The sequence below is a fragment of the Sphingomonas sp. EU05-FHT14C10 genome, from assembly GCF_058790595.1.
In genome coordinates, this window is the sequence record NZ_JBYTEN010000008.1 from 65,392 (window position 1) to 82,101 (window position 16,710).

Annotated in this window: 19 protein-coding genes; 8 read left to right on the plus strand and 11 right to left on the minus strand. The window is 61.5% G+C overall.

Annotated features, from left to right (window positions below):
- Positions 1-105: 105 nt before the first annotated feature.
- The 7 genes from AC3WT0_RS10050 to AC3WT0_RS10080 form a co-directional block, all read right to left on the minus strand.
- Positions 106-465, minus strand: a complete 360-nt coding sequence (locus AC3WT0_RS10050) for a hypothetical protein (protein WP_492753380.1) — start codon at positions 463-465, stop codon at positions 106-108.
- Between the two features lie 85 nt (positions 466-550).
- Positions 551-1,762, minus strand: coding sequence for a copper resistance protein B (locus AC3WT0_RS10055; RefSeq protein WP_492753381.1), 1,212 nt, complete (start codon positions 1,760-1,762; stop codon positions 551-553).
- Complete coding sequence (locus tag AC3WT0_RS10060) at positions 1,759-3,741, minus strand: copper resistance system multicopper oxidase (protein ID WP_492753382.1); 1,983 nt, start codon at positions 3,739-3,741, stop codon at positions 1,759-1,761. The genes AC3WT0_RS10055 and AC3WT0_RS10060 overlap by 4 nt, the downstream gene beginning before the upstream one ends.
- Before the next feature lie 94 nt (positions 3,742-3,835).
- Positions 3,836-4,408, minus strand: coding sequence for an RNA polymerase sigma factor (locus AC3WT0_RS10065; RefSeq protein ID WP_492753383.1), 573 nt, complete (start codon positions 4,406-4,408; stop codon positions 3,836-3,838).
- A complete protein-coding gene (locus tag AC3WT0_RS10070; protein ID WP_492753384.1) occupies positions 4,405-4,842 on the minus strand; it encodes a periplasmic heavy metal sensor in 438 nt (145 codons plus the stop codon). The genes AC3WT0_RS10065 and AC3WT0_RS10070 overlap by 4 nt, the downstream gene beginning before the upstream one ends.
- Complete coding sequence (locus tag AC3WT0_RS10075) at positions 4,839-5,252, minus strand: hypothetical protein (protein WP_492753385.1); 414 nt, start codon at positions 5,250-5,252, stop codon at positions 4,839-4,841. The genes AC3WT0_RS10070 and AC3WT0_RS10075 overlap by 4 nt, the downstream gene beginning before the upstream one ends.
- Before the next feature lie 6 nt (positions 5,253-5,258).
- Entirely contained in the window at positions 5,259-5,909 is a 651-nt protein-coding gene (locus tag AC3WT0_RS10080; RefSeq protein WP_492753386.1) for a c-type cytochrome, read from the minus strand.
- A gap of 175 nt (positions 5,910-6,084) precedes the next feature.
- Between AC3WT0_RS10080 and copC the strand changes: the two genes are divergently transcribed.
- The gene (copC, locus tag AC3WT0_RS10085; RefSeq protein ID WP_492753387.1) at positions 6,085-6,465 is read left to right on the plus strand and encodes a copper homeostasis periplasmic binding protein CopC; all 381 of its coding nucleotides are present in this window, start codon (positions 6,085-6,087) and stop codon (positions 6,463-6,465) included.
- A 13-nt stretch (positions 6,466-6,478) separates the two neighbouring features.
- Positions 6,479-7,405: a copper homeostasis membrane protein CopD gene (gene copD / locus AC3WT0_RS10090; RefSeq protein WP_492753388.1), complete on the plus strand. Its 927-nt coding sequence runs from the start codon at positions 6,479-6,481 to the stop codon at positions 7,403-7,405.
- A gap of 9 nt (positions 7,406-7,414) precedes the next feature.
- Here copD and AC3WT0_RS10095 read toward each other — a convergent pair whose 3' ends face one another.
- Both AC3WT0_RS10095 and AC3WT0_RS10100 read right to left on the minus strand, forming a co-directional pair.
- On the minus strand, positions 7,415-8,698 hold the full coding sequence (locus tag AC3WT0_RS10095) for a type II restriction enzyme NmeDI-related protein (RefSeq protein ID WP_492753389.1): 1,284 nt from the start codon (positions 8,696-8,698) through the stop codon (positions 7,415-7,417).
- 113 nt (positions 8,699-8,811) lie between these two features.
- On the minus strand, positions 8,812-9,084 hold the full coding sequence (locus AC3WT0_RS10100; protein ID WP_492753390.1) for a flagellar biosynthetic protein FliQ: 273 nt from the start codon (positions 9,082-9,084) through the stop codon (positions 8,812-8,814).
- A 295-nt stretch (positions 9,085-9,379) separates the two neighbouring features.
- Between AC3WT0_RS10100 and AC3WT0_RS10105 the strand changes: the two genes are divergently transcribed.
- From AC3WT0_RS10105 to AC3WT0_RS10130, 6 genes are all read left to right on the plus strand, one after another.
- Positions 9,380-10,267: an NAD(P)/FAD-dependent oxidoreductase gene (locus AC3WT0_RS10105; protein ID WP_492753391.1), complete on the plus strand. Its 888-nt coding sequence runs from the start codon at positions 9,380-9,382 to the stop codon at positions 10,265-10,267.
- A 170-nt stretch (positions 10,268-10,437) separates the two neighbouring features.
- Entirely contained in the window at positions 10,438-12,720 is a 2,283-nt protein-coding gene (locus AC3WT0_RS10110) for a heavy metal translocating P-type ATPase (protein WP_492753466.1), read from the plus strand.
- Positions 12,717-13,130, plus strand: a complete 414-nt coding sequence (gene cueR, locus AC3WT0_RS10115) for a Cu(I)-responsive transcriptional regulator (RefSeq protein ID WP_492753392.1) — start codon at positions 12,717-12,719, stop codon at positions 13,128-13,130. Before AC3WT0_RS10110 ends, cueR begins: the two co-directional genes overlap by 4 nt.
- A 225-nt stretch (positions 13,131-13,355) precedes the next feature.
- On the plus strand, positions 13,356-13,961 hold the full coding sequence (locus AC3WT0_RS10120) for an RNA polymerase sigma factor (RefSeq protein ID WP_492753393.1): 606 nt from the start codon (positions 13,356-13,358) through the stop codon (positions 13,959-13,961).
- A gap of 489 nt (positions 13,962-14,450) precedes the next feature.
- Positions 14,451-14,774 carry a helix-turn-helix domain-containing protein gene (locus AC3WT0_RS10125; protein ID WP_492753394.1) on the plus strand — a complete coding sequence of 108 codons (324 nt, stop codon included), beginning with the start codon at positions 14,451-14,453 and terminating at the stop codon, positions 14,772-14,774.
- A gap of 56 nt (positions 14,775-14,830) precedes the next feature.
- Positions 14,831-15,322 (plus strand): Ros/MucR family transcriptional regulator, encoded by a 492-nt coding sequence (locus AC3WT0_RS10130; RefSeq protein ID WP_492753395.1) that lies wholly within the window; start codon positions 14,831-14,833, stop codon positions 15,320-15,322.
- Between the two features lie 55 nt (positions 15,323-15,377).
- Here the strand turns inward: AC3WT0_RS10130 and AC3WT0_RS10135 are convergent, their stop codons facing one another.
- Positions 15,378-15,581 carry a thermonuclease family protein gene (locus tag AC3WT0_RS10135; RefSeq protein WP_492753396.1) on the minus strand — a complete coding sequence of 68 codons (204 nt, stop codon included), beginning with the start codon at positions 15,579-15,581 and terminating at the stop codon, positions 15,378-15,380.
- Positions 15,582-15,769: 188 nt separating this feature from the next.
- A complete protein-coding gene (locus AC3WT0_RS10140; protein ID WP_492753397.1) occupies positions 15,770-16,684 on the minus strand; it encodes a nucleotidyltransferase in 915 nt (304 codons plus the stop codon).
- Positions 16,685-16,710: the final 26 nt, after the last annotated feature.

Here is a 16,710-nt window from a genome sequence, read left to right on the forward strand (position 1 = left end):
CTACGGCGGCCATTTTCGTGTGAAATTGCCACGCTCTTAGCGTTTCCGACGCCTCGCCAATTGCCGAGCGCGCGCCAGGTTGGCGCATGCTCGGCTCGTATTGAATCACCTATGCAGTTCGACCAAATCATGCTTCTTGACGTCGCCGCTCGCTATTGACGCACGGGCGAAATGGTCGTCGATGATTTGGGTGATCGTGACCCTTCCCACATCTCGGCGATCAAATTGAGCCGTCCCCTTGGGAGGGCCGGGTCGTTCAATGACGCGAACAACCTTGAGCGTTTGGCCCACCTGCGCACCATCGGCTTTTCCGATGCATACGACGACGTCGGGGCCGGCTGCCTTCACAACCTGGCCCCGCATGAAAAAGGTATGTCCCAACCCTTGTGCGGTCAGCGGCTGTGAGACGGTGATTGCAGCCAAACTGAGACAAGCTGCAGCATAAAGTCGTGAGATCCTCGTCACTCCAATTCTCCTTACTAATTTATAGATGAATGCGCATGCGCCGGCCCACGCTTTTTCGTAAACCGATCAGGATAGCGAATTCGGATCAAAACCATATACGTACGCCTGCGACGACGCTAGTTGTGGTTGGATCTTCGCCAGCGGCACGCGCATAATCCGCAGACCGCCCGGTCTTGGCTTCATAGGAAACCCCGATATAGGGCGCGAACTGGCGGGTGATCTCGTAGCGAAGCCGCAGTCCCAATTCCGCGTCGACGAGGCCGGAACCGATCCGATTTTCAGGGACATCCTGCGCGGAGAGATTGAGTTCCACGCGGGGCTGAAGGACAAGCCGCTGCGTCAGTCGCTGGTCGTAATAGCCTTCGAGGCGGCCGAGAACATCGCCCTTGTCGGACAGAAAAGCGGCCCCCTCGACCTCGAACCAGTAAGGCGCGAGCCCCTCAAAGCCGATGGTCGCATAGGTGCGGGACGGCCTTGGCTGAAAGTCATGCCGAATACCCGCCTGTAAATTGAAAAAGGGGCCGACCGCTCGGCTGTAGAGCGCCTGAACGTCGGCATGTTCAACGCCCTGCCTGAAGATGCCTTCCCCTTCGGACTTGATCGTGAGGCGATTGATGTCGCCTCCGAACCAGGCCTCTCCATCCCAACGATAGGCTTCGCGGCCTTGCCTTACCTGGACCTCGGCAACGTTGAACATCACCTGAGAAAAAGTCTGCCCGCCCTGTTCGTGCATCATCGCCATCCGGGATCGTTCCATCGCGGCGGGCGGGAACTGCCTGTCAGCATAATGATCCATCGGCGGCTTGGGGGGCGGAGCATTTCCTGCCGGAAGTGCGGTTCCGGTCATTTCCATGCCTTGCATGGCGCCCATATCGTGACCGGCATGATCGCCAGACATATCCATGCCCTGCATGCCGTCGGCCTTCGACGTCGAACCGCTGTTTCCCATGTCCATGCCTGGCATGGCGCTGTGATCCATCGTCGGCATAGCCTTGTCGCCCGCAGGAGCCGCCCGGGGCATCGCCGTCCCAGGCATGGCCGAATGATCCATGCCCTCCATATTGTGGCTGGCCGCGGGTTTGGCTGGCGCTGATTTCCTTGGTGCGGCCTTCCTTGGTGCTGGCTTTTTAGGCGCCGGCTTCTTTGCGCGCTTCGTGGGCGTGGGCTTCTTTGCCGGCATCGCCATGCCAGGCATGCTGGAATGGTCCATGCCCTGCATCGACCGATTCTGAGCGATCGCCGGCATGGCGAGCAGCATCGCCGAGCCGGCAAATAGTGCCGTCAAAGTGCGGGTCATGCCGCTTCTCCTTTCGGGCGGATGCTCACGACGCGCATCATCCCGGCGTGCATATGGTAGAGAAGATGGCAGTGGAACGCCCAGTCACCGACCACATCGGCGGTAAAATCCCAGGTGACCTTGCCGCCGGGTTGCACGATGACGGTATGTTTGCGCGGCGCGTGATCGCCATGCCCCGTGACCAGTTCGAAGAAATGGCCATGAATGTGGATCGGGTGGCCCATCATGCTGTCATTGATGAGATTGATCCGGACGCGCTCTCCTTCGATGAACGGGATCGGCTCATGGACGTCGGACATCTTCTCGCCGTCGAACGACCACATGAAGCGCTCCATGTTGCCGGTGAGATGGATATCCAGGCTGCGGTCTGGTGCCCGCACGTCCGGGTTGCGCTCCAATGCCATGAGATCCTTGTAGACAAGCACCTTGTGGCCGACATTCTCGAGGCCCTGCCCGGGTTCGCCGGTGCGGTCCATCGGCATGGGTGAGATCGTCTGGACTCCAGGCGACTTCTTGACCTGCGGGGCCTTGGAGAAATCGCGCATGTTCATTGGGCCCATCTCCATGGATTCCATATCCATCCCCGGCATCGCGCCTTGCTGGCCACCCATGGCGCCATGGTCCATGCCGGTCATCGCACCGCCACTTGCGGCCACGCCTGCCACATTGGAATGATCCATCCCGGCCATGGCGGTGTGATCCATGCCAGCCATCGCGCTTCCGCCAGGAGCCGCGCCCATCGCCATGGCGCCCGCGGTCGCCAGCTTCCCGGAAGGGTTTTGCTCGGCAGTCGGATCGACGCCTCGCATCGGAGACATTCCGCCTCCCGACATATCCATGCCTTCCATGCCGGGCATCGAGGACATGTCCATCCCCATGTCTTTCATCGTGGCGAGCGGCCGCTCGCGGAGCGGCGGCACCTCGGCTGTCATGCCTGCGCGCGGTGCGAGCGTTGCGCGCGCCATGCCCGAGCGGTCGATGGCTTCGCCGACCAGCGTATAGGCCCGGTCATCGGGAGGGGTGACAATCACGTCATAGGTTTCAGCGACGCCGATCTGGAATTCATCGACCGTGACCGGTCGCACATTCTGGCCGTCGGCCTGCACCACCATGAGCGGGAGTCCCGGTATCCGCACGTTGAAGGTCGTCATGGCCGAGGCGTTGATAAAGCGCAGCCTGACCCGCTCGCCCGGCGTGAAGAGCGCCGTCCAGTTGTCGCGCGGCCCATAGCCGTTGATGATGTAGGTGTAAGCCGATCCGGTAGTGTCGGAAATATCGGTCGGATCCATCCGCATCTTGCCCCAGTCGAGGCGATCTTTGAGCGTCTGGTCCCGCTTGGACAACAAGCCGGCAAGCGTCTGGCGCTGGAAGTTGAAATGGCCCGCATCCACCTTCATCCGCCGGAAGATCGCTTCTGGCGAAAGCACGCTATGATCGGCCAGCACGATGACATGCTCGCGGTCATATTGGACCGGATCGGTGCCCGCAGGATCGATCACGATCGGGCCATAATGGCCGAGCTGCTCCTGAAGACCGGAATGGCTGTGATACCAATAGGTGCCGTTCTGGATGACCGGGAATTCATAGACGAACGTGGATTTGGGTCGAATGCCGGGGAAGGAGACACCGGGCACGCCGTCGAATTGCGGCGGGACAAGGACGCCATGCCAATGGATCGAGCTGTCCTCATCGAGGTCGTTGGTCACATGAAGACGAACAGTCTGCCCCTCGCGCAGCCGGACCAGGGGCGCCGGGACGGTTCCGTTGATTCCAATGGCCCGCATTTTCCGGCCGTCGATCATCATCGTCTGTCTGGCGATTGTCAGGGCTATGTCGGCGCCCGAAACCATGGGGAGTGGTTTCACGATCCCTGCGGAGACTGGCTGAGCCCATGCCGGCATCCAGGCAGAAAAGGCCAGGCCCCCTCCGGCGAGCGTGGCGCCACGGATCAGATCGCGGCGGGTCAATACCGGGGTCATGTAATCTCCCTTGTTGCATATGGCGGACGCGGGCTCGGGGAACTTCCTTATCTACCGCACTCTCTCAGCCTTACGCACGACGAAGGCCGATCCCTCATCGTTCCGCCAAAATTTCCGCAAGTCGCGTTCGAGCCCGATACAATCGGGTCTCGACAGCCTTGCCGCTGATCGAGAGAGCGGCTGCTGTTTCCGCCTGCGTCATTCCCTCGACGGTCCGCAGCAATAGCACTTCGCGCAAGGGTGCCGAGAGGTCGGCAATCGCCGCGTTCAAGCGCCTCAGCTCCAGTTTCCCTGCTGCGCTGTCATGTGCCGACGGGCTATCATCGGGCACTTCTTCCCACTCCTGTTCGGTTGTCGCCGCGCCGAAGGTGAAAAACTGCCGCACTTTTTGCCGCCGCCGCCAATCCCGGCATTTGTTGATCGCGATCCGCGACAGCCAGGCGCGCAGCGGGCGATCCCCATCATATTTCCGCAAATGCCCGAAGGCTGACACGAAGCAGTCCTGGGTGAGATCAAGCGCCTCTTCGGCATTGCCCACCAGGCCGCGCACCAGACGAAAGATCGGGGTCTGATGCCGGTGCATTATTTCGGCGAATGCCGCTTGCCGTCCACCCAGGGTCAGCGCAGCCAGTTCACCGTCCGAACACGCCTTGAGGTCGAGGCTCACCGCACATTGTCGGTGAGCGCATGGACCACCGCCTGGTCGAAGGTCCTGGCCTGATCCGGGCGAAGGATCTGGCGCATGGCGAAGATATGGCGGAGCGTTTCCTTTTGCAGCTCGCCCATCGCCTGATGCGACCGGTCGACGGCCGCCGTCACGCGTGGACCGTTGCCATGCTCGGCTTCGATTGCGTCGGCGAGCCGCGCATTGTCGGCCCTCAGTTCAAACTCCAGTGCACTGCGGCGCACGGCAAACCGCTGCTCGAGAAGATCGATCTGGCGTTTCTGACGGTCATCGAGATCAAGCTTGCTATGCAGCACATCATGCAGCTCGACGCCCGCAGTCGCCGGCTGCGGGAAGAAATGGCGACCAAGCCACACACCCGCCATGGCCGCGAAGAAGGCGACAAGCGCGATCAACAGAAACAGCTTGGGTCTCATCGCGGACCTGCAAGGAGCGTCGAGGGCGCTAGGGGATTGGAGGGACCGAAGGGGGAAAGCATGACAGAGGCTTCGGCGGGCGGCGCCAGACCGTTACTGGCAACGCCGAGGAGTACGGCGCCGAACGCAGCAACCATCCCAAGGCTCAACTGCTGAGCGGTGGAAACTTGCGGCCGCGCTGCGAGGCGCTTGAACACAGCCTCCTCCAGGCCGGCGAGCCCGGGATGAACGGCTTCGGTGCGAAGGCGGCTTAAAAGCCCATCAAGGTCTGTATTCATCACATATTCCCAATCGTTCAATCTGGCCCTTCGATACTGCGGCCACCCTACCTTGTCTTTCACCGCCCGGGCAGCACGCAGGGAATCGGTGCCTGCCCCTGGCGCATTCGCGGGGCAGATGGACTCGCGCATGCCGATCTAATGCATCGGCTTCGCCATGCCGGGCATGTCCTTCATCATCGCGTCATGATCCTCGGGGGCGCTGGCGATAGCGGCCTGATATTGCGCCGCCGACATCTTCGGCAGTTGGCGGACAAAGGCCACCATATCCCAGATCAACTCGTCACTATGCGTCTTGCCCCAAGCCGGCATGGCGGTCAGCTTGACGCCGTGTTTTATCATCCAGAACTGTTCTCTCGCCGACAGTTGCGGGTCGCGGAATAGTTCTGGCGCCTTGGGGTAGAGCCCCTGGCTGATCTCGGTCTTTTCCATGCCCGGCGCGAGATGGCAGCCGCTGCACATCTCCGTATAGAGCCCGGCTCCGCTTTGGAGACGCTTCACGTCCATCAGGTTTGCCGGAACGACGATGTTGCGTGACCGAACAGCAACCGATCGATGGCGCAATTGATCGATCAGCCAATAGACAGGTTTGCTATGCGGCGCGTCGGCGCCGATATTATAGGCTCCGACATATACAACCATGCCCCCGACCGCGGCGACCGCAAGCGCCGCTACGACAACGAACGGGCCGCTCGGCAGATGCCGCCTCAATCTTGTTGCCCTGGAATCTGTCATCGCATCCTCCCCAGCAAAAGTGCCTGGACGAGCGGTTATTTCAGACCCGCCCATCTGATCATACGCACGCGCCGTCCTCACCCCTCACGGGACGCGTAAATCATACGGGTGCGATGCCGTGCGGCCGGATGGATCGCGCCACAAAGAAATATGGTTGTATCGATGAGGGGGCGTGCGCTTCCGTGCGTAATTGGTTGTGTCGGCAGTACCGCCGCCAATGGAGAAATCGATGTTTCGTAAAACAGTTTTTGCGGTCGCCCTGGCGGCTTCGGCTTTGGTCACTACCGCCGCGCAGGCGCACCCCAGGCTGGCAACTGCGTCGCCCGCGGCTGATGCAGTGGTTTCCGCCCCGACCAAGATCCAGCTCGTCTTCACCGAGGGGCTGGTCGCACAATTTTCCGGCATCGACCTGACGATGACGGAGATGCCCGGCATGAAGATGGGTCCGATGAAGATCAATGGCGTCAAGGCCGAGCTTGCCCCTGACGGCAAGACCCTTGTTGCGACGTTTGCGAAGCCGCTGTCGGCCGGCACATATAGGGTCGATTATCACGTCGTATCGACCGATACGCATCGCATCCAGGGCGGCTATACGTTCAAGGTGAAGTAAGGCCGTGCCGGACATGGTGGCGACTGCCGTCAGGCTGGGTCTTTATATTGACCTCATGCTTCTCTTTGGGCTGCCGATGTTCGGGCTCTACACGCTGCGCGGGGCCGAGCGGAAATCCGGCTCGGTCCTGCGCTTCCGCCCTGTTCTCGCCACCATCGCCCTCGTCGGTATCGGGTTGTCGATATTGGGCATGATGGTGCTGTCGGCGTCCATGGGAGGCGTCCCGATCGGTGAAATCGACCGAGCTACGGTCAATATGGTCATATCGGGAACGACTGCCGGCACCGTCTGGCAAGTGCGTATCGCCGCGCTCTTGCTGATACTCTATTTTTCGATCGCAGGTTGGCAACGGCCGACCTTCGCTCTGACCGCGCTGTCGACCGCGGCGGCAACAGCCCTGGCGACGCTGGCATGGACGGGGCACGGTGCGGCGGATGAAGGCGCGCTTGGCTGGATTCATCTGGGCGCCGACATCACCCATCTTCTCGCCGCCGGGATATGGATCGGGGCGCTGTGTGCCCTTTGTCTGCTCATTTTTCGACCGGCGGCGCGCATGGCGCGGGACCATATCCATCTTTCGCACCGGGCCTTGGACGGCTTTGCAAAGGTCGGCACCATCGTAGTCGGTCTGCTCATCGTCTCCGGCCTGATAAACAGTTGGATATTGATCGGCCCGTCAAAGCTGGGCGCGCTCTTCACGAGCCTCTATGGTGTACTGCTTCTGACGAAATTGCTGCTTTTCGGCGCGATGCTGGCGCTGGCGGCTGCCAACCGCTTCTTCCTGACGCCGGCGCTCGGGGCGGCGTTGGAAGAGGGCGACGGTCTCTCTGCGGTCCGGGCGCTGCGGCGGAGCCTCCTGGTCGAAGGCGGCTGCGCCATCGCGATCCTCGCATTGGTTGCCTGGCTCGGACTCTTGGCGCCGCCGGCATCGGGTATGTGAGAGCGGTTTTCAGGGTAGAGCGCGGGCGATGGCCTTGATCGCTTTGAGCCCCGACCCGAACCGGGAAATCGCATCCTTGTGACGTTCCAGTTCGCCATAGGGAAGATAGGCGATCTCAAGATCGGCGATACGACTGAAGGCGGGCCGCGCCAGTTGCGCCCGCACGTCGCCCTCGCGGGCATCGGGAGCGACCAGAAATAGACCCGCGGCGGCATGCAGTTCGCTGCCGCTCAGAGCCAGGTCGAGCATGCGAACGATGCCCGAATAGATCGAGGTCGAGTGCTCCACCTCGAACGCGGCTGCGACGCGATCACTATCCCGTTCAAGCCACAACACGTCGATCAGGCGGATGGCATCACCGCCGGTCGAAGTGGCAATCGACGCGGGCAGGCTCTCAAGGCACCCCTCTCCCAAACGCACCCCGTCATGGAGACGACCCCGATCGTTTGCCGCGATCCAGACATCATAGCCCAATGCACGCCCTATATCGCGAAGCCATGCCTGGATCTCCGAATGCGTTCGATCGCTTTCGCCCTGCTTTTGGACGGCCTTGTTGAGGCTTTGCGCCTCGGCCCGCGCCTGTTCGAGCCGGATCGTCCAGGCTCCAGCGGCCTGATCTTCCTCATCCCGCGGCGGCGCCGGATATCGCCCCGAACCGATATCGAACAACAGCCCGCCAATCGCCCCCAGATCGTTCGACAGTAAGTCCCGAAACTGCTCATTGAGATCGAGGATACCCGACCGCATCGCGAGAAAATGCTGCCAGCTGCCGAGCTTGACCTTCCCGCCCGTAAGTTTGTTGTAGCCGTTGACGATTGCCGTGTTGAACGGCGGAACCAGCGTGGGATGCAGAAAATAGAGGAGATTGGCGACCGCTGGCCCCAGTCCCTTGATGTTCATGCGATCGATCGTGTGGATGCCCGCGATGATCTCTTCAGCGGTATCGCAGCAGGCGCAATGATCCAGCAGCCGTCCAAAGGCGCGCTGGTGCGCCGAATTTTCATAAATGTCGGGTATTCGGAGCTTGGGTTTCCACAGAAAGGCGTGATCCGCGCCCTTGAAGATCTGCCGCTGCTCCGCGACCGAATGGACCACGGTTTCAAGCGACGATCCACGATAGGCGACGCCAAATCGCCCCGCCTCGATCTCGGCGACAACCTGGGCCAGACCGCGGCGGATGGAACGGAAATTCTTGATGCGCTCATCCCACAGAAACCAGCTCTGATAGGTTGCGTTCGGGTCTTCCTTCCATCGCTGGATCAGTTGCCTCGCCAGCAATTCAAAGTCCGCCAAACCGCCCCCCATTAAATCTCGCCGTTCCTCAGCGACGCTAGCATCAGGTCAGGCGGCAAACCAGATTTCTGATCGACATCGCCCGGATGAACGCATGCCACGGGACTAGCCGTTCATTGAATTTCGTCTGGTATGTGCATCAGAAGGTCGCGCGTATAGTCAATGAGCAATCCTCCCATCGCGGCGCCGAAGACGGCCAGGACGAATAGGAGCGCCAGCAATTTAGGGACGAAACTGACGGTTTGCTCGTTGACCGACGTCGCGGCCTGGATGATCGAAATGACCAGTCCGACCAGCCCCATGATGAGCAGAGGCGGCCCGGCCACCATCGCCATCACCCAAAGCGCGCGCCCCACTGAGACGGAAAAGGGACTGTCGATCTGCATGCATCCTCCCGCGGCCATGGGATTGTTTCGCGATGCGAACTGTTGCGGGGGCGGGCGGATGTGGAGTGGAATCATGTTCCCGATCCGCCTTCTCCATTTCCGTCCGTCCCCGCCCCACGCTGCGACCCGTGGGCAACCGCATTTTCTGCCTCATTTACTGGGCTACATTTGATTTACGCATCGACGAGGCCAACCCCTCGCGCCGCGCTGCATTTTCCCAAAAGCAGAGGCTTTTGAGGGCAGACGCGGTGTGCCGCGTAATAGGAGTGAGGATAGACGTCAGCGAAAGGCGCGCATGTACGACTGCGTTATCATCGGTGGGGGACCCGCAGGTCTAACGGCCGCGACCTATCTCGGGCGGTTTCTCCGCCGAACGCTACTCGTGGATGCCGGGAGCGGCCGCGCCGCCCGTATTCCCAAGACGCACAATCTCCTTGGATTCCCAGACGGTATATCCGGTGAAGACCTGCTTGCACGCATGCATCGGCATGCCGCTCGCTACGGCGCGGAATTGGTCAGTGGCAGCGTCCATGGGATTACGCGAGCTCAATCCGGCTTTGTTGTCGATATAGGGTCGCGTACCGTCGAAGCGCGGACCCTGTTGCTTGCCCAAGGCGTGACGAATCGCCAGCCAAGGCTCGCCGCTAAGGTCCATGACCGTGCCGTCGCGCGTGGGCTTATTCGCTATTGTCCAATCTGTGACGGGTTTGAAGTCCGCGGAAAACGCATAGCCGTCCTGGGTCGCTCTAACCATGGCGCGGCCGAGGCGCGCTTCATTCGTCGCTATAGCGATACCGTGACGTTGCTAACCCAAGAGGTCTCGCAATTGTCACGAACCGATGAGGATGAACTGGTCCGAAGCGAGATCGTGGTCCAGCCTGCGCCCATCCAAAACCTATCGATTGAGGATGACTCTATCTTCGTGAGCCTGGTCGATGGCCAATCGCTCTGCTTCGACAGCCTCTACGTCGCTCTTGGAACCTCCGCCCGCTCGGAATTGGCGATGATGGCTGGTGCTGAGCTGAGCGCATCGGGTTGCATCATTGTCGATGAGCATCAGCAAACGACGATTGATGGTGTGTTTGCGGCCGGCGACATCGTTGAGGGGTTGGATCAGATCGCCGTTGCTGCGGGTCAGGCGGCCATCGCGGCGACCGCAATTCACAATCGTTTGTCCGGATAGACAGGGCTTCGCGGGTAAAAATATTCAGCAGAGCGCTTGACCCTGACATAATGTCAGACCCCAGATAGGGAACGTCAACAAGGAGACGTGTTGTGCCCGAGTCCAAACCCACGAGCCATGCTCACGCCCATAGCTGCTGTGCGGCCAGCAAGGACAAGGGCGACGCGACGGTGATCGATCCGATTTGCGGAATGACGGTGGATCCGGCGATGACGTCCCATCATGCCACCCATGCCGGCCATGACTATCATTTCTGCAGCGCCGGCTGCCGGACGAAATTCGTGGCCGATCCCGATCGGTATCTGACCGGTCGATCCGAGGCGCCAATCGATACTGCGCCCGGGGCCATCTGGACCTGCCCGATGCACCCTGAGGTCCGGCAGGATCATCCCGGCGCCTGTCCGATCTGCGGCATGGCGCTCGAACCCGAGATGATTACCGCCGATTCCGGCCCGAGCGCCGAGCTCGTCGACATGTCCCGTCGGTTCTGGATCGGTCTGGTACTCACCCTTCCCATTCTGGCTCTCGAAATGAGTCATCTGATCCCGCAGCTCGAGCATCTCATACCAGCCAAGATGTCGGCCTGGGCACAGCTTTTGCTGGCGACACCGGTTGTCCTGTGGGCGGGGTGGCCGCTGTTTGAGCGTGGTTGGACGTCGCTCAAGACCCGCAATCTCAATATGTTCACGTTGATCGCCATGGGTATTGGCGTCGCCTGGGCCTACAGTGTCATTGCGACAATCGCGCCTGCAATCTTTCCGGCGGCGTTCCGCGACACCGACGGTTCGGTTGCCGTCTATTTCGAGGCGGCAGCGGTCATTACTGTGCTGGTGCTGCTCGGACAGGTGCTCGAGTTGCGCGCCCGCGAACGGACCTCGGGGGCTATCAAGGCGCTGCTCAATTTGGCGCCGAAGACAGCCAGGCGAATCCGCGAAGACGGCAGCGATGAAGAAGTGTCGCTCGACCTGATCGCGGTCGGCGATCGGCTGCGCGTGCGTCCGGGAGAGAAGGTGCCAGTTGACGCGATCGTCGAGGACGGGCGTTCGGCCCTCGATGAGTCCATGGTGACGGGCGAATCCATGCCGGTTACAAAGGCCACGGGCGATCATGTGATCGGCGGCACGCTGAACCAGAGCGGGGCCCTCGTAATTCGCGCCGAGAAGGTCGGCCGCGACACGATGCTGGCGCGGATCGTCCAGATGGTCGCCGAGGCGCAGCGTTCGCGCGCGCCGATCCAGCGGCTGGCGGATCAGGTTGCGGGATGGTTTGTTCCTGCCGTGCTGCTGGTCGCGGTGACCGCGTTCGCAGCATGGGGTATCTGGGGGCCAGAGCCACGCTTCGCGCACGGGCTGATCGCCGCGGTGGCGGTGCTCATCATTGCTTGTCCCTGTGCCCTGGGGCTCGCCACGCCGATGTCGATCATGGTCGGCGTCGGGCGAGGGGCGGGCTTGGGCGTGCTGGTCAAGAATGCTGAGGCGCTCGAACGCATGGAGAAGGTCGACACGCTGATTGTCGACAAGACGGGGACACTCACGCAGGGCAAGCCATCAGTCACGAGCATCGTAGCCGCCAATGGCTTCGATGAAGGTGGACTGCTGCGGCTCGCCGCCGGCGTCGAACGCGCCTCCGAACACCCGCTCGCCCTGGCCATCGTTGCCGCCGCGCAGGAAAGGAAGATGAACCTTCCGAAGGTGACCGATTTTGACTCGCCGACCGGCAAGGGCGCCGTCGGCACGGTCGATGGCAAGCGCATCACGCTCGGCAACGCGCGCTTCCTTGAAGAGAGCGGCATCGACGCGCGCAAGCTTGTGACTCAGGCCGATGCACTGCGCGGCGATGGCGCGACCGCTATCTTCATCGGAATCGACGGCGCGGTCGCGGGCATTCTTGCGATCGCAGATCCGGTCAAGGAGACGACGCCGCAGGCGCTCGCCACGCTGCGCGACGAAGGGATCACCATCGTCATGCTGACCGGCGACAATCGCATCACCGCCGAAGCCGTTGCGCGCAAACTCGGCATCGAGAAGGTGGAGGCCGAGGTGCTTCCCGATCAAAAGAGCGCCGTGGTCGAGCGGCTCAAGCGCGAAGGTCGCGTGGTTGCGATGGCCGGCGACGGCGTGAACGACGCACCGGCCCTGGCGGCGGCGGATGTCGGCATCGCCATGGGTTCGGGAACGGATGTCGCGATCGAGAGCGCGGGCGTCACCTTGCTCAAGGGTGATTTGACCGGAATAGCGCAGGCACGGCGTCTCAGCGAAGCGACCATGTCCAACATCCGGCAGAACCTGTTCTTCGCTTTCATCTATAATGCCGCGGGCGTGCCGATCGCAGCCGGACTGCTTTATCCGTTCTTTGGCATATTGCTCTCGCCGATCATCGCGGCGGCAGCCATGGCGCTGTCGTCGGTGAGCGTGGTGATGAACGCGCTCCGCCTCAATCGGGTGACATTGTGAATATCGGGGCGGCGTCGGACGCGAGCGGCGTCTCGCAGCGGATGATCCGGCACTATGAGAAGATCGGTCTGATCCCCGCGCCGCCACGGCGCGACAGCGGCTATCGCGATTACGCCGATGCGGACGTGCATCGCCTGCGCTTCATCGCCAATGCCCGCGACCTCGGTTTCCCGGTTGAGGAGATCCGGATGCTTCTCGGCCTGTGGTCCGACCTCGGGCGCTCGAGCGCCGAGGTAAAGGCGCTGGCCGAGGCGCGCGCCGCCGAACTCGGACGCAAGGCGGAGGCCCTGCAGGCTATGCGCCAGACGCTGCTCGACCTTGCGGATCATTGTCATGGCGATGACCGACCGGATTGTCCGATCATCGATCGCCTCCAGTATTCGCCGAATGGCGGCGGCGAGATTTCCTGATCCGACTCCAGTCGATTTTTCAACAAGACAATGCGTGCGTAGTCTGCGACAATCCGGGGATCGAGCGCTCGACCATCGCTCAATGCGCTGGTCGAGCGGAAATCGCCGGTTCAGCAATGTTTGCTTTCAGCGTCAGCCATTTCCTGGATGTAGGAACGGCTTCTATCGCCGATACGAGCACAACCCAGCGTAATGGGCCGGCGCTGGTCGGAGGCGGCGCTGCTCATGAATGATGGAGATGCTTCGACGCTTTTCATGAAGATCGATGCGTCCATGCCGCCTGAACTAAGTGGAGCCGCTTCCCGCACTGATGACGCCGGCAACACATCGCTCAATCACCTGTTGAGGCTCCTGGAAGCCGAATATGGCCGGCTGCTTGCCAGGCTCACGTCCAGCTTGCGTTCCTCAGATGCGGCGACCGACGCACTGCATGATGCCTATTTGAAGCTCGGAAGCGGAGCCGCAGTCGGTGAGATCAGGCAGCCGCTATCCTATCTCTACCGAATGGCAATCAACCTGGCGAAGAATCGTCGGCGGCGAGAAACCCGGTTTGCGCCTGTCGACATCTCTGACCTCGACACGCTTCCTGATGACGCGCCGAACCCCGAATATGTGGTGGGCGCGCAGCACGAGATGGCTCGCGCGCTCTCAGCGCTCTCTGCTCTGCCCACACGGCAGCGCGAGATTTTCCTCGCTCGTTGGCGTGATGACAAAACGCAGGCCCAAATCGCGGAGGAATTTCGGCTCCACAAACGAACCGTCCAGAAGGAATTGACCCGCGCCGAGCGGCATCTGCGGGCCGCGCTTGGCAGGGAAAAGCCGCGAAAGTAGCAGCGATCAAGCATGCAGTCATGCTCCGGACGCCCGGATTGTTCGATCGCCTATAGCCAAATGTTCAGGCATCCCACCGATAAGTTGCCGAGCCCGTTCCAGTCGGTTGCGTCCTCTCCCGCAAAAAAATGCGCATTGCAGCGCCGCCTTTGGGGCATCCCAGGTGTCAAGGAGAATAGGGAGTAACAGGGTCCTCACGCCGCTTCCCGCTTCGTCTGGCTTCGACAGACGCTCCGGATCCGCGCGTGTCGACTAAAGGGATCGGCGACCAGACACCCTTCGGCGTCCGCAGCCAGCCCATTGTCCCACGGGGGTCGCAATGGCGGCAGCGCACGTTTGATGACGGGCAGGAGGACGAGCGCGTGCGCTTTGCAGGGCCACGAAGCGTTGTCTGGCCGTCTGCCAGCCGCCCGGTCTGCACGCCGCGAGACCCGGTCGGGTGCTGGGCCGCGTTTGGCGCCATGGCAGGAGCACCTTGCCAAGGAACTGATGCGAAAACATCTGGCGGAACCTGTTTCGATTTCCGATGTCGCCTGCGCCTGCCGGCTCTCGCTCAGCTATTTCATCCGGGCATTCGCCAACACCGTGGGAACGGCTCCCTATGACTGGTTCCTTGGACAAAGGATCGCGCATGCCCAGGAGTTGCTGGCGCACACCGTTTCACCCTTGGCTGAAATCGCGCTCGAGTGCGGGTTTGTCGATCAAAGCCACTTCACCAACACGTTCGGTCGCAGGGTCGGCACGACACCGCTTCGGTGGCGGCGTGAGGCATGGGTTGTTCGATCATTGCCAAGGATGGCCTATTCGACTTAGGTCACAGGATGAAATCGGCTGTGGGCGGCCGACACTCAGCACTGCAAAGGACGACGATGGACGATACGATCGCCGACAAACCCGATCTTCTCGCGCTCACGGCTGATATCGTTTCGGCGCATGTGGCGAACAACAGCGTCGCGGTCGGTGATCTTCCCGCGCTGATCTCCAACGTACATCGTTCGCTTGCGAGCCTCGGCGCAACACCAGCGTCCGCGGCCGACGAGGAGCTAAAGCCCGCCGTCTCCGTTCGCGCCTCGATCAAGCCGGACTACATCGTCTGCCTTGAGGATGGGAAAAAGCTCAAGATGCTGAAGCGGCACCTGATGACGCATTATCAGCTGACGCCCGATGCCTATCGCGCGAAATGGAAACTCCCTTCGGATTACCCGATGGTCGCGCCAGCCTATGCCGAACAGCGTCGGAGCCTTGCCAAGAAGATCGGTCTTGGTCGCAAGGGACGTGGAGCGCCACCGCAGCCCGAGCCGAAACCCGCAGCAGAGCCGACCAAGCGGCGCGGCCGGAAGCCGAAGGCCCCGGCATCCTGATCGGTAACCGCAGGCCGTCAGGCATGACGCCATTCAGTGCTGCCTTCGCTGCGGTCTAACGACCGCCTTCGACGCCGCCGCTTTCACGCAGCAGCGTGCCAACGCTGCGGCCATTGAGCGTGCAGTACGCGACGATGCGATCATAGCTCCGATGTTTTGCCCGGCAGACCAGAGTTCGTCCCATCGCGATTGCATTGAGGCGGCGCTTCGCCTGGATGCCGCCCTGGTCATGCAGTTCCGGTGCGTTGAAGTCCGCCAATCTGACTTCGACCCAGGAAGCCGGGCTGCGGGATACGCCCAGGCACAGGCTGTCACCGTCCCCGATATACCGGACGGCGCCGGTGAAAGTCGAACCCGGGCGGGGAAGGGCACCTGTGCATGGATCGGCGAGAGCCGGGCTCGCGGACAGCGTAAGAACGGCCACTGCGAAGATCAGAGACCGCCGATTCAAAGAGCCGCTTTCAGTTCGGCAAGCCGTGCCGTGCAAATCTCGTCGACGACCTTCCCGAGCTCCTCGACACGCTCGGCCAACCACAGAAGTTCCTCTGTGGAGATGCTATAGTGCTTCGAGAAACGGGCCTTCACGTAGGCGTCCTTGAGCTTCTCGAAGCGGGCGCGATCCTGCCGGTTACCGCGGGGCCAGGCGGATACGAGGCGCGGGGAGAGGCGTTCGGCTTGGGTGCGCAGGAAATTGAGATTGTGGACGTGGGGTGTGTAGAAGGTGCAGACGAGTAGAACGCAATGATATAGCCGCTCGCAGGCCTGGTGCAGATTGAAGGCGGCGTCGCGATATTCATCTTGAGATAAGAAGAACCTAAAACCCTTTTGCGAGCTGACTGCCAGCGAGAACCAATAGTCATAATATTCTGTCGCTAGATCAAAGGCCTGCTGCGGTGTCTTGGGCTTCGAGGTTAGCAGCTCGCCTTCATCGGACTGGTAGAGGGCGATGCCGTCGCGGGCGACATCCATGAAGAAATAGCGGCCATGGGCGAGCCCGTCGTTCACTTCCTGCAGGCTATGGACGATGAAGTTCACCGGCGTCTTGAGCGTTCTCGTGATCGCGCGCTCGCGGGTAAGCCGTTCCTCGGCCCGCTCCCAGTAATCGACGCGATCGGTCAACTCCTTCTGGTTGACGATGACCAGCAGGTCGAAGTCGGATTGGTAGCCCTTGGCGGTGTGCGGTTCATCGACCCAGCCGCCGCGCGCATAGGAGCCGTAGAGGATGATCTTGAGGATGCGCCCCATCTTGCGCTTGCCGGTCGGCTCTCCGTGGGCATCCGCAAATTCCTCGAACAGGATCTGGACAACGCGCTCGAGCTCACGCTGCTTCTTTGCCGGGAGATGGTCGAGGTCGGTTTTCATTAAGAATAGGCTCGAATGATGGGATT

Bases quoted from the DNA above. Each gene is read 5' to 3' on its own strand.
- AC3WT0_RS10055 (WP_492753381.1), bottom strand. From the start codon at position 1,762: ATGACCCGCACTTTGACGGCACTATTTGCCGGCTCGGCGATGCTGCTC.
- AC3WT0_RS10060 (WP_492753382.1), bottom strand. From the start codon at position 3,741: ATGACCCCGGTATTGACCCGCCGCGATCTGATCCGTGGCGCCACGCTC.
- AC3WT0_RS10070 (WP_492753384.1), bottom strand. From the start codon at position 4,842: ATGAGACCCAAGCTGTTTCTGTTGATCGCGCTTGTCGCCTTCTTCGCG.
- AC3WT0_RS10075 (WP_492753385.1), bottom strand. From the start codon at position 5,252: ATGCGCGAGTCCATCTGCCCCGCGAATGCGCCAGGGGCAGGCACCGAT.
- AC3WT0_RS10080 (WP_492753386.1), bottom strand. From the start codon at position 5,909: ATGGGCGGGTCTGAAATAACCGCTCGTCCAGGCACTTTTGCTGGGGAG.
- copC (WP_492753387.1), top strand. From the start codon at position 6,085: ATGTTTCGTAAAACAGTTTTTGCGGTCGCCCTGGCGGCTTCGGCTTTG.
- copD (WP_492753388.1), top strand. From the start codon at position 6,479: ATGGTGGCGACTGCCGTCAGGCTGGGTCTTTATATTGACCTCATGCTT.
- AC3WT0_RS10100 (WP_492753390.1), bottom strand. From the start codon at position 9,084: ATGCAGATCGACAGTCCCTTTTCCGTCTCAGTGGGGCGCGCGCTTTGG.
- AC3WT0_RS10105 (WP_492753391.1), top strand. From the start codon at position 9,380: ATGTACGACTGCGTTATCATCGGTGGGGGACCCGCAGGTCTAACGGCC.
- AC3WT0_RS10120 (WP_492753393.1), top strand. From the start codon at position 13,356: ATGAATGATGGAGATGCTTCGACGCTTTTCATGAAGATCGATGCGTCC.
- AC3WT0_RS10125 (WP_492753394.1), top strand. From the start codon at position 14,451: ATGCGAAAACATCTGGCGGAACCTGTTTCGATTTCCGATGTCGCCTGC.
- AC3WT0_RS10130 (WP_492753395.1), top strand. From the start codon at position 14,831: ATGGACGATACGATCGCCGACAAACCCGATCTTCTCGCGCTCACGGCT.
- AC3WT0_RS10140 (WP_492753397.1), bottom strand. From the start codon at position 16,684: ATGAAAACCGACCTCGACCATCTCCCGGCAAAGAAGCAGCGTGAGCTC.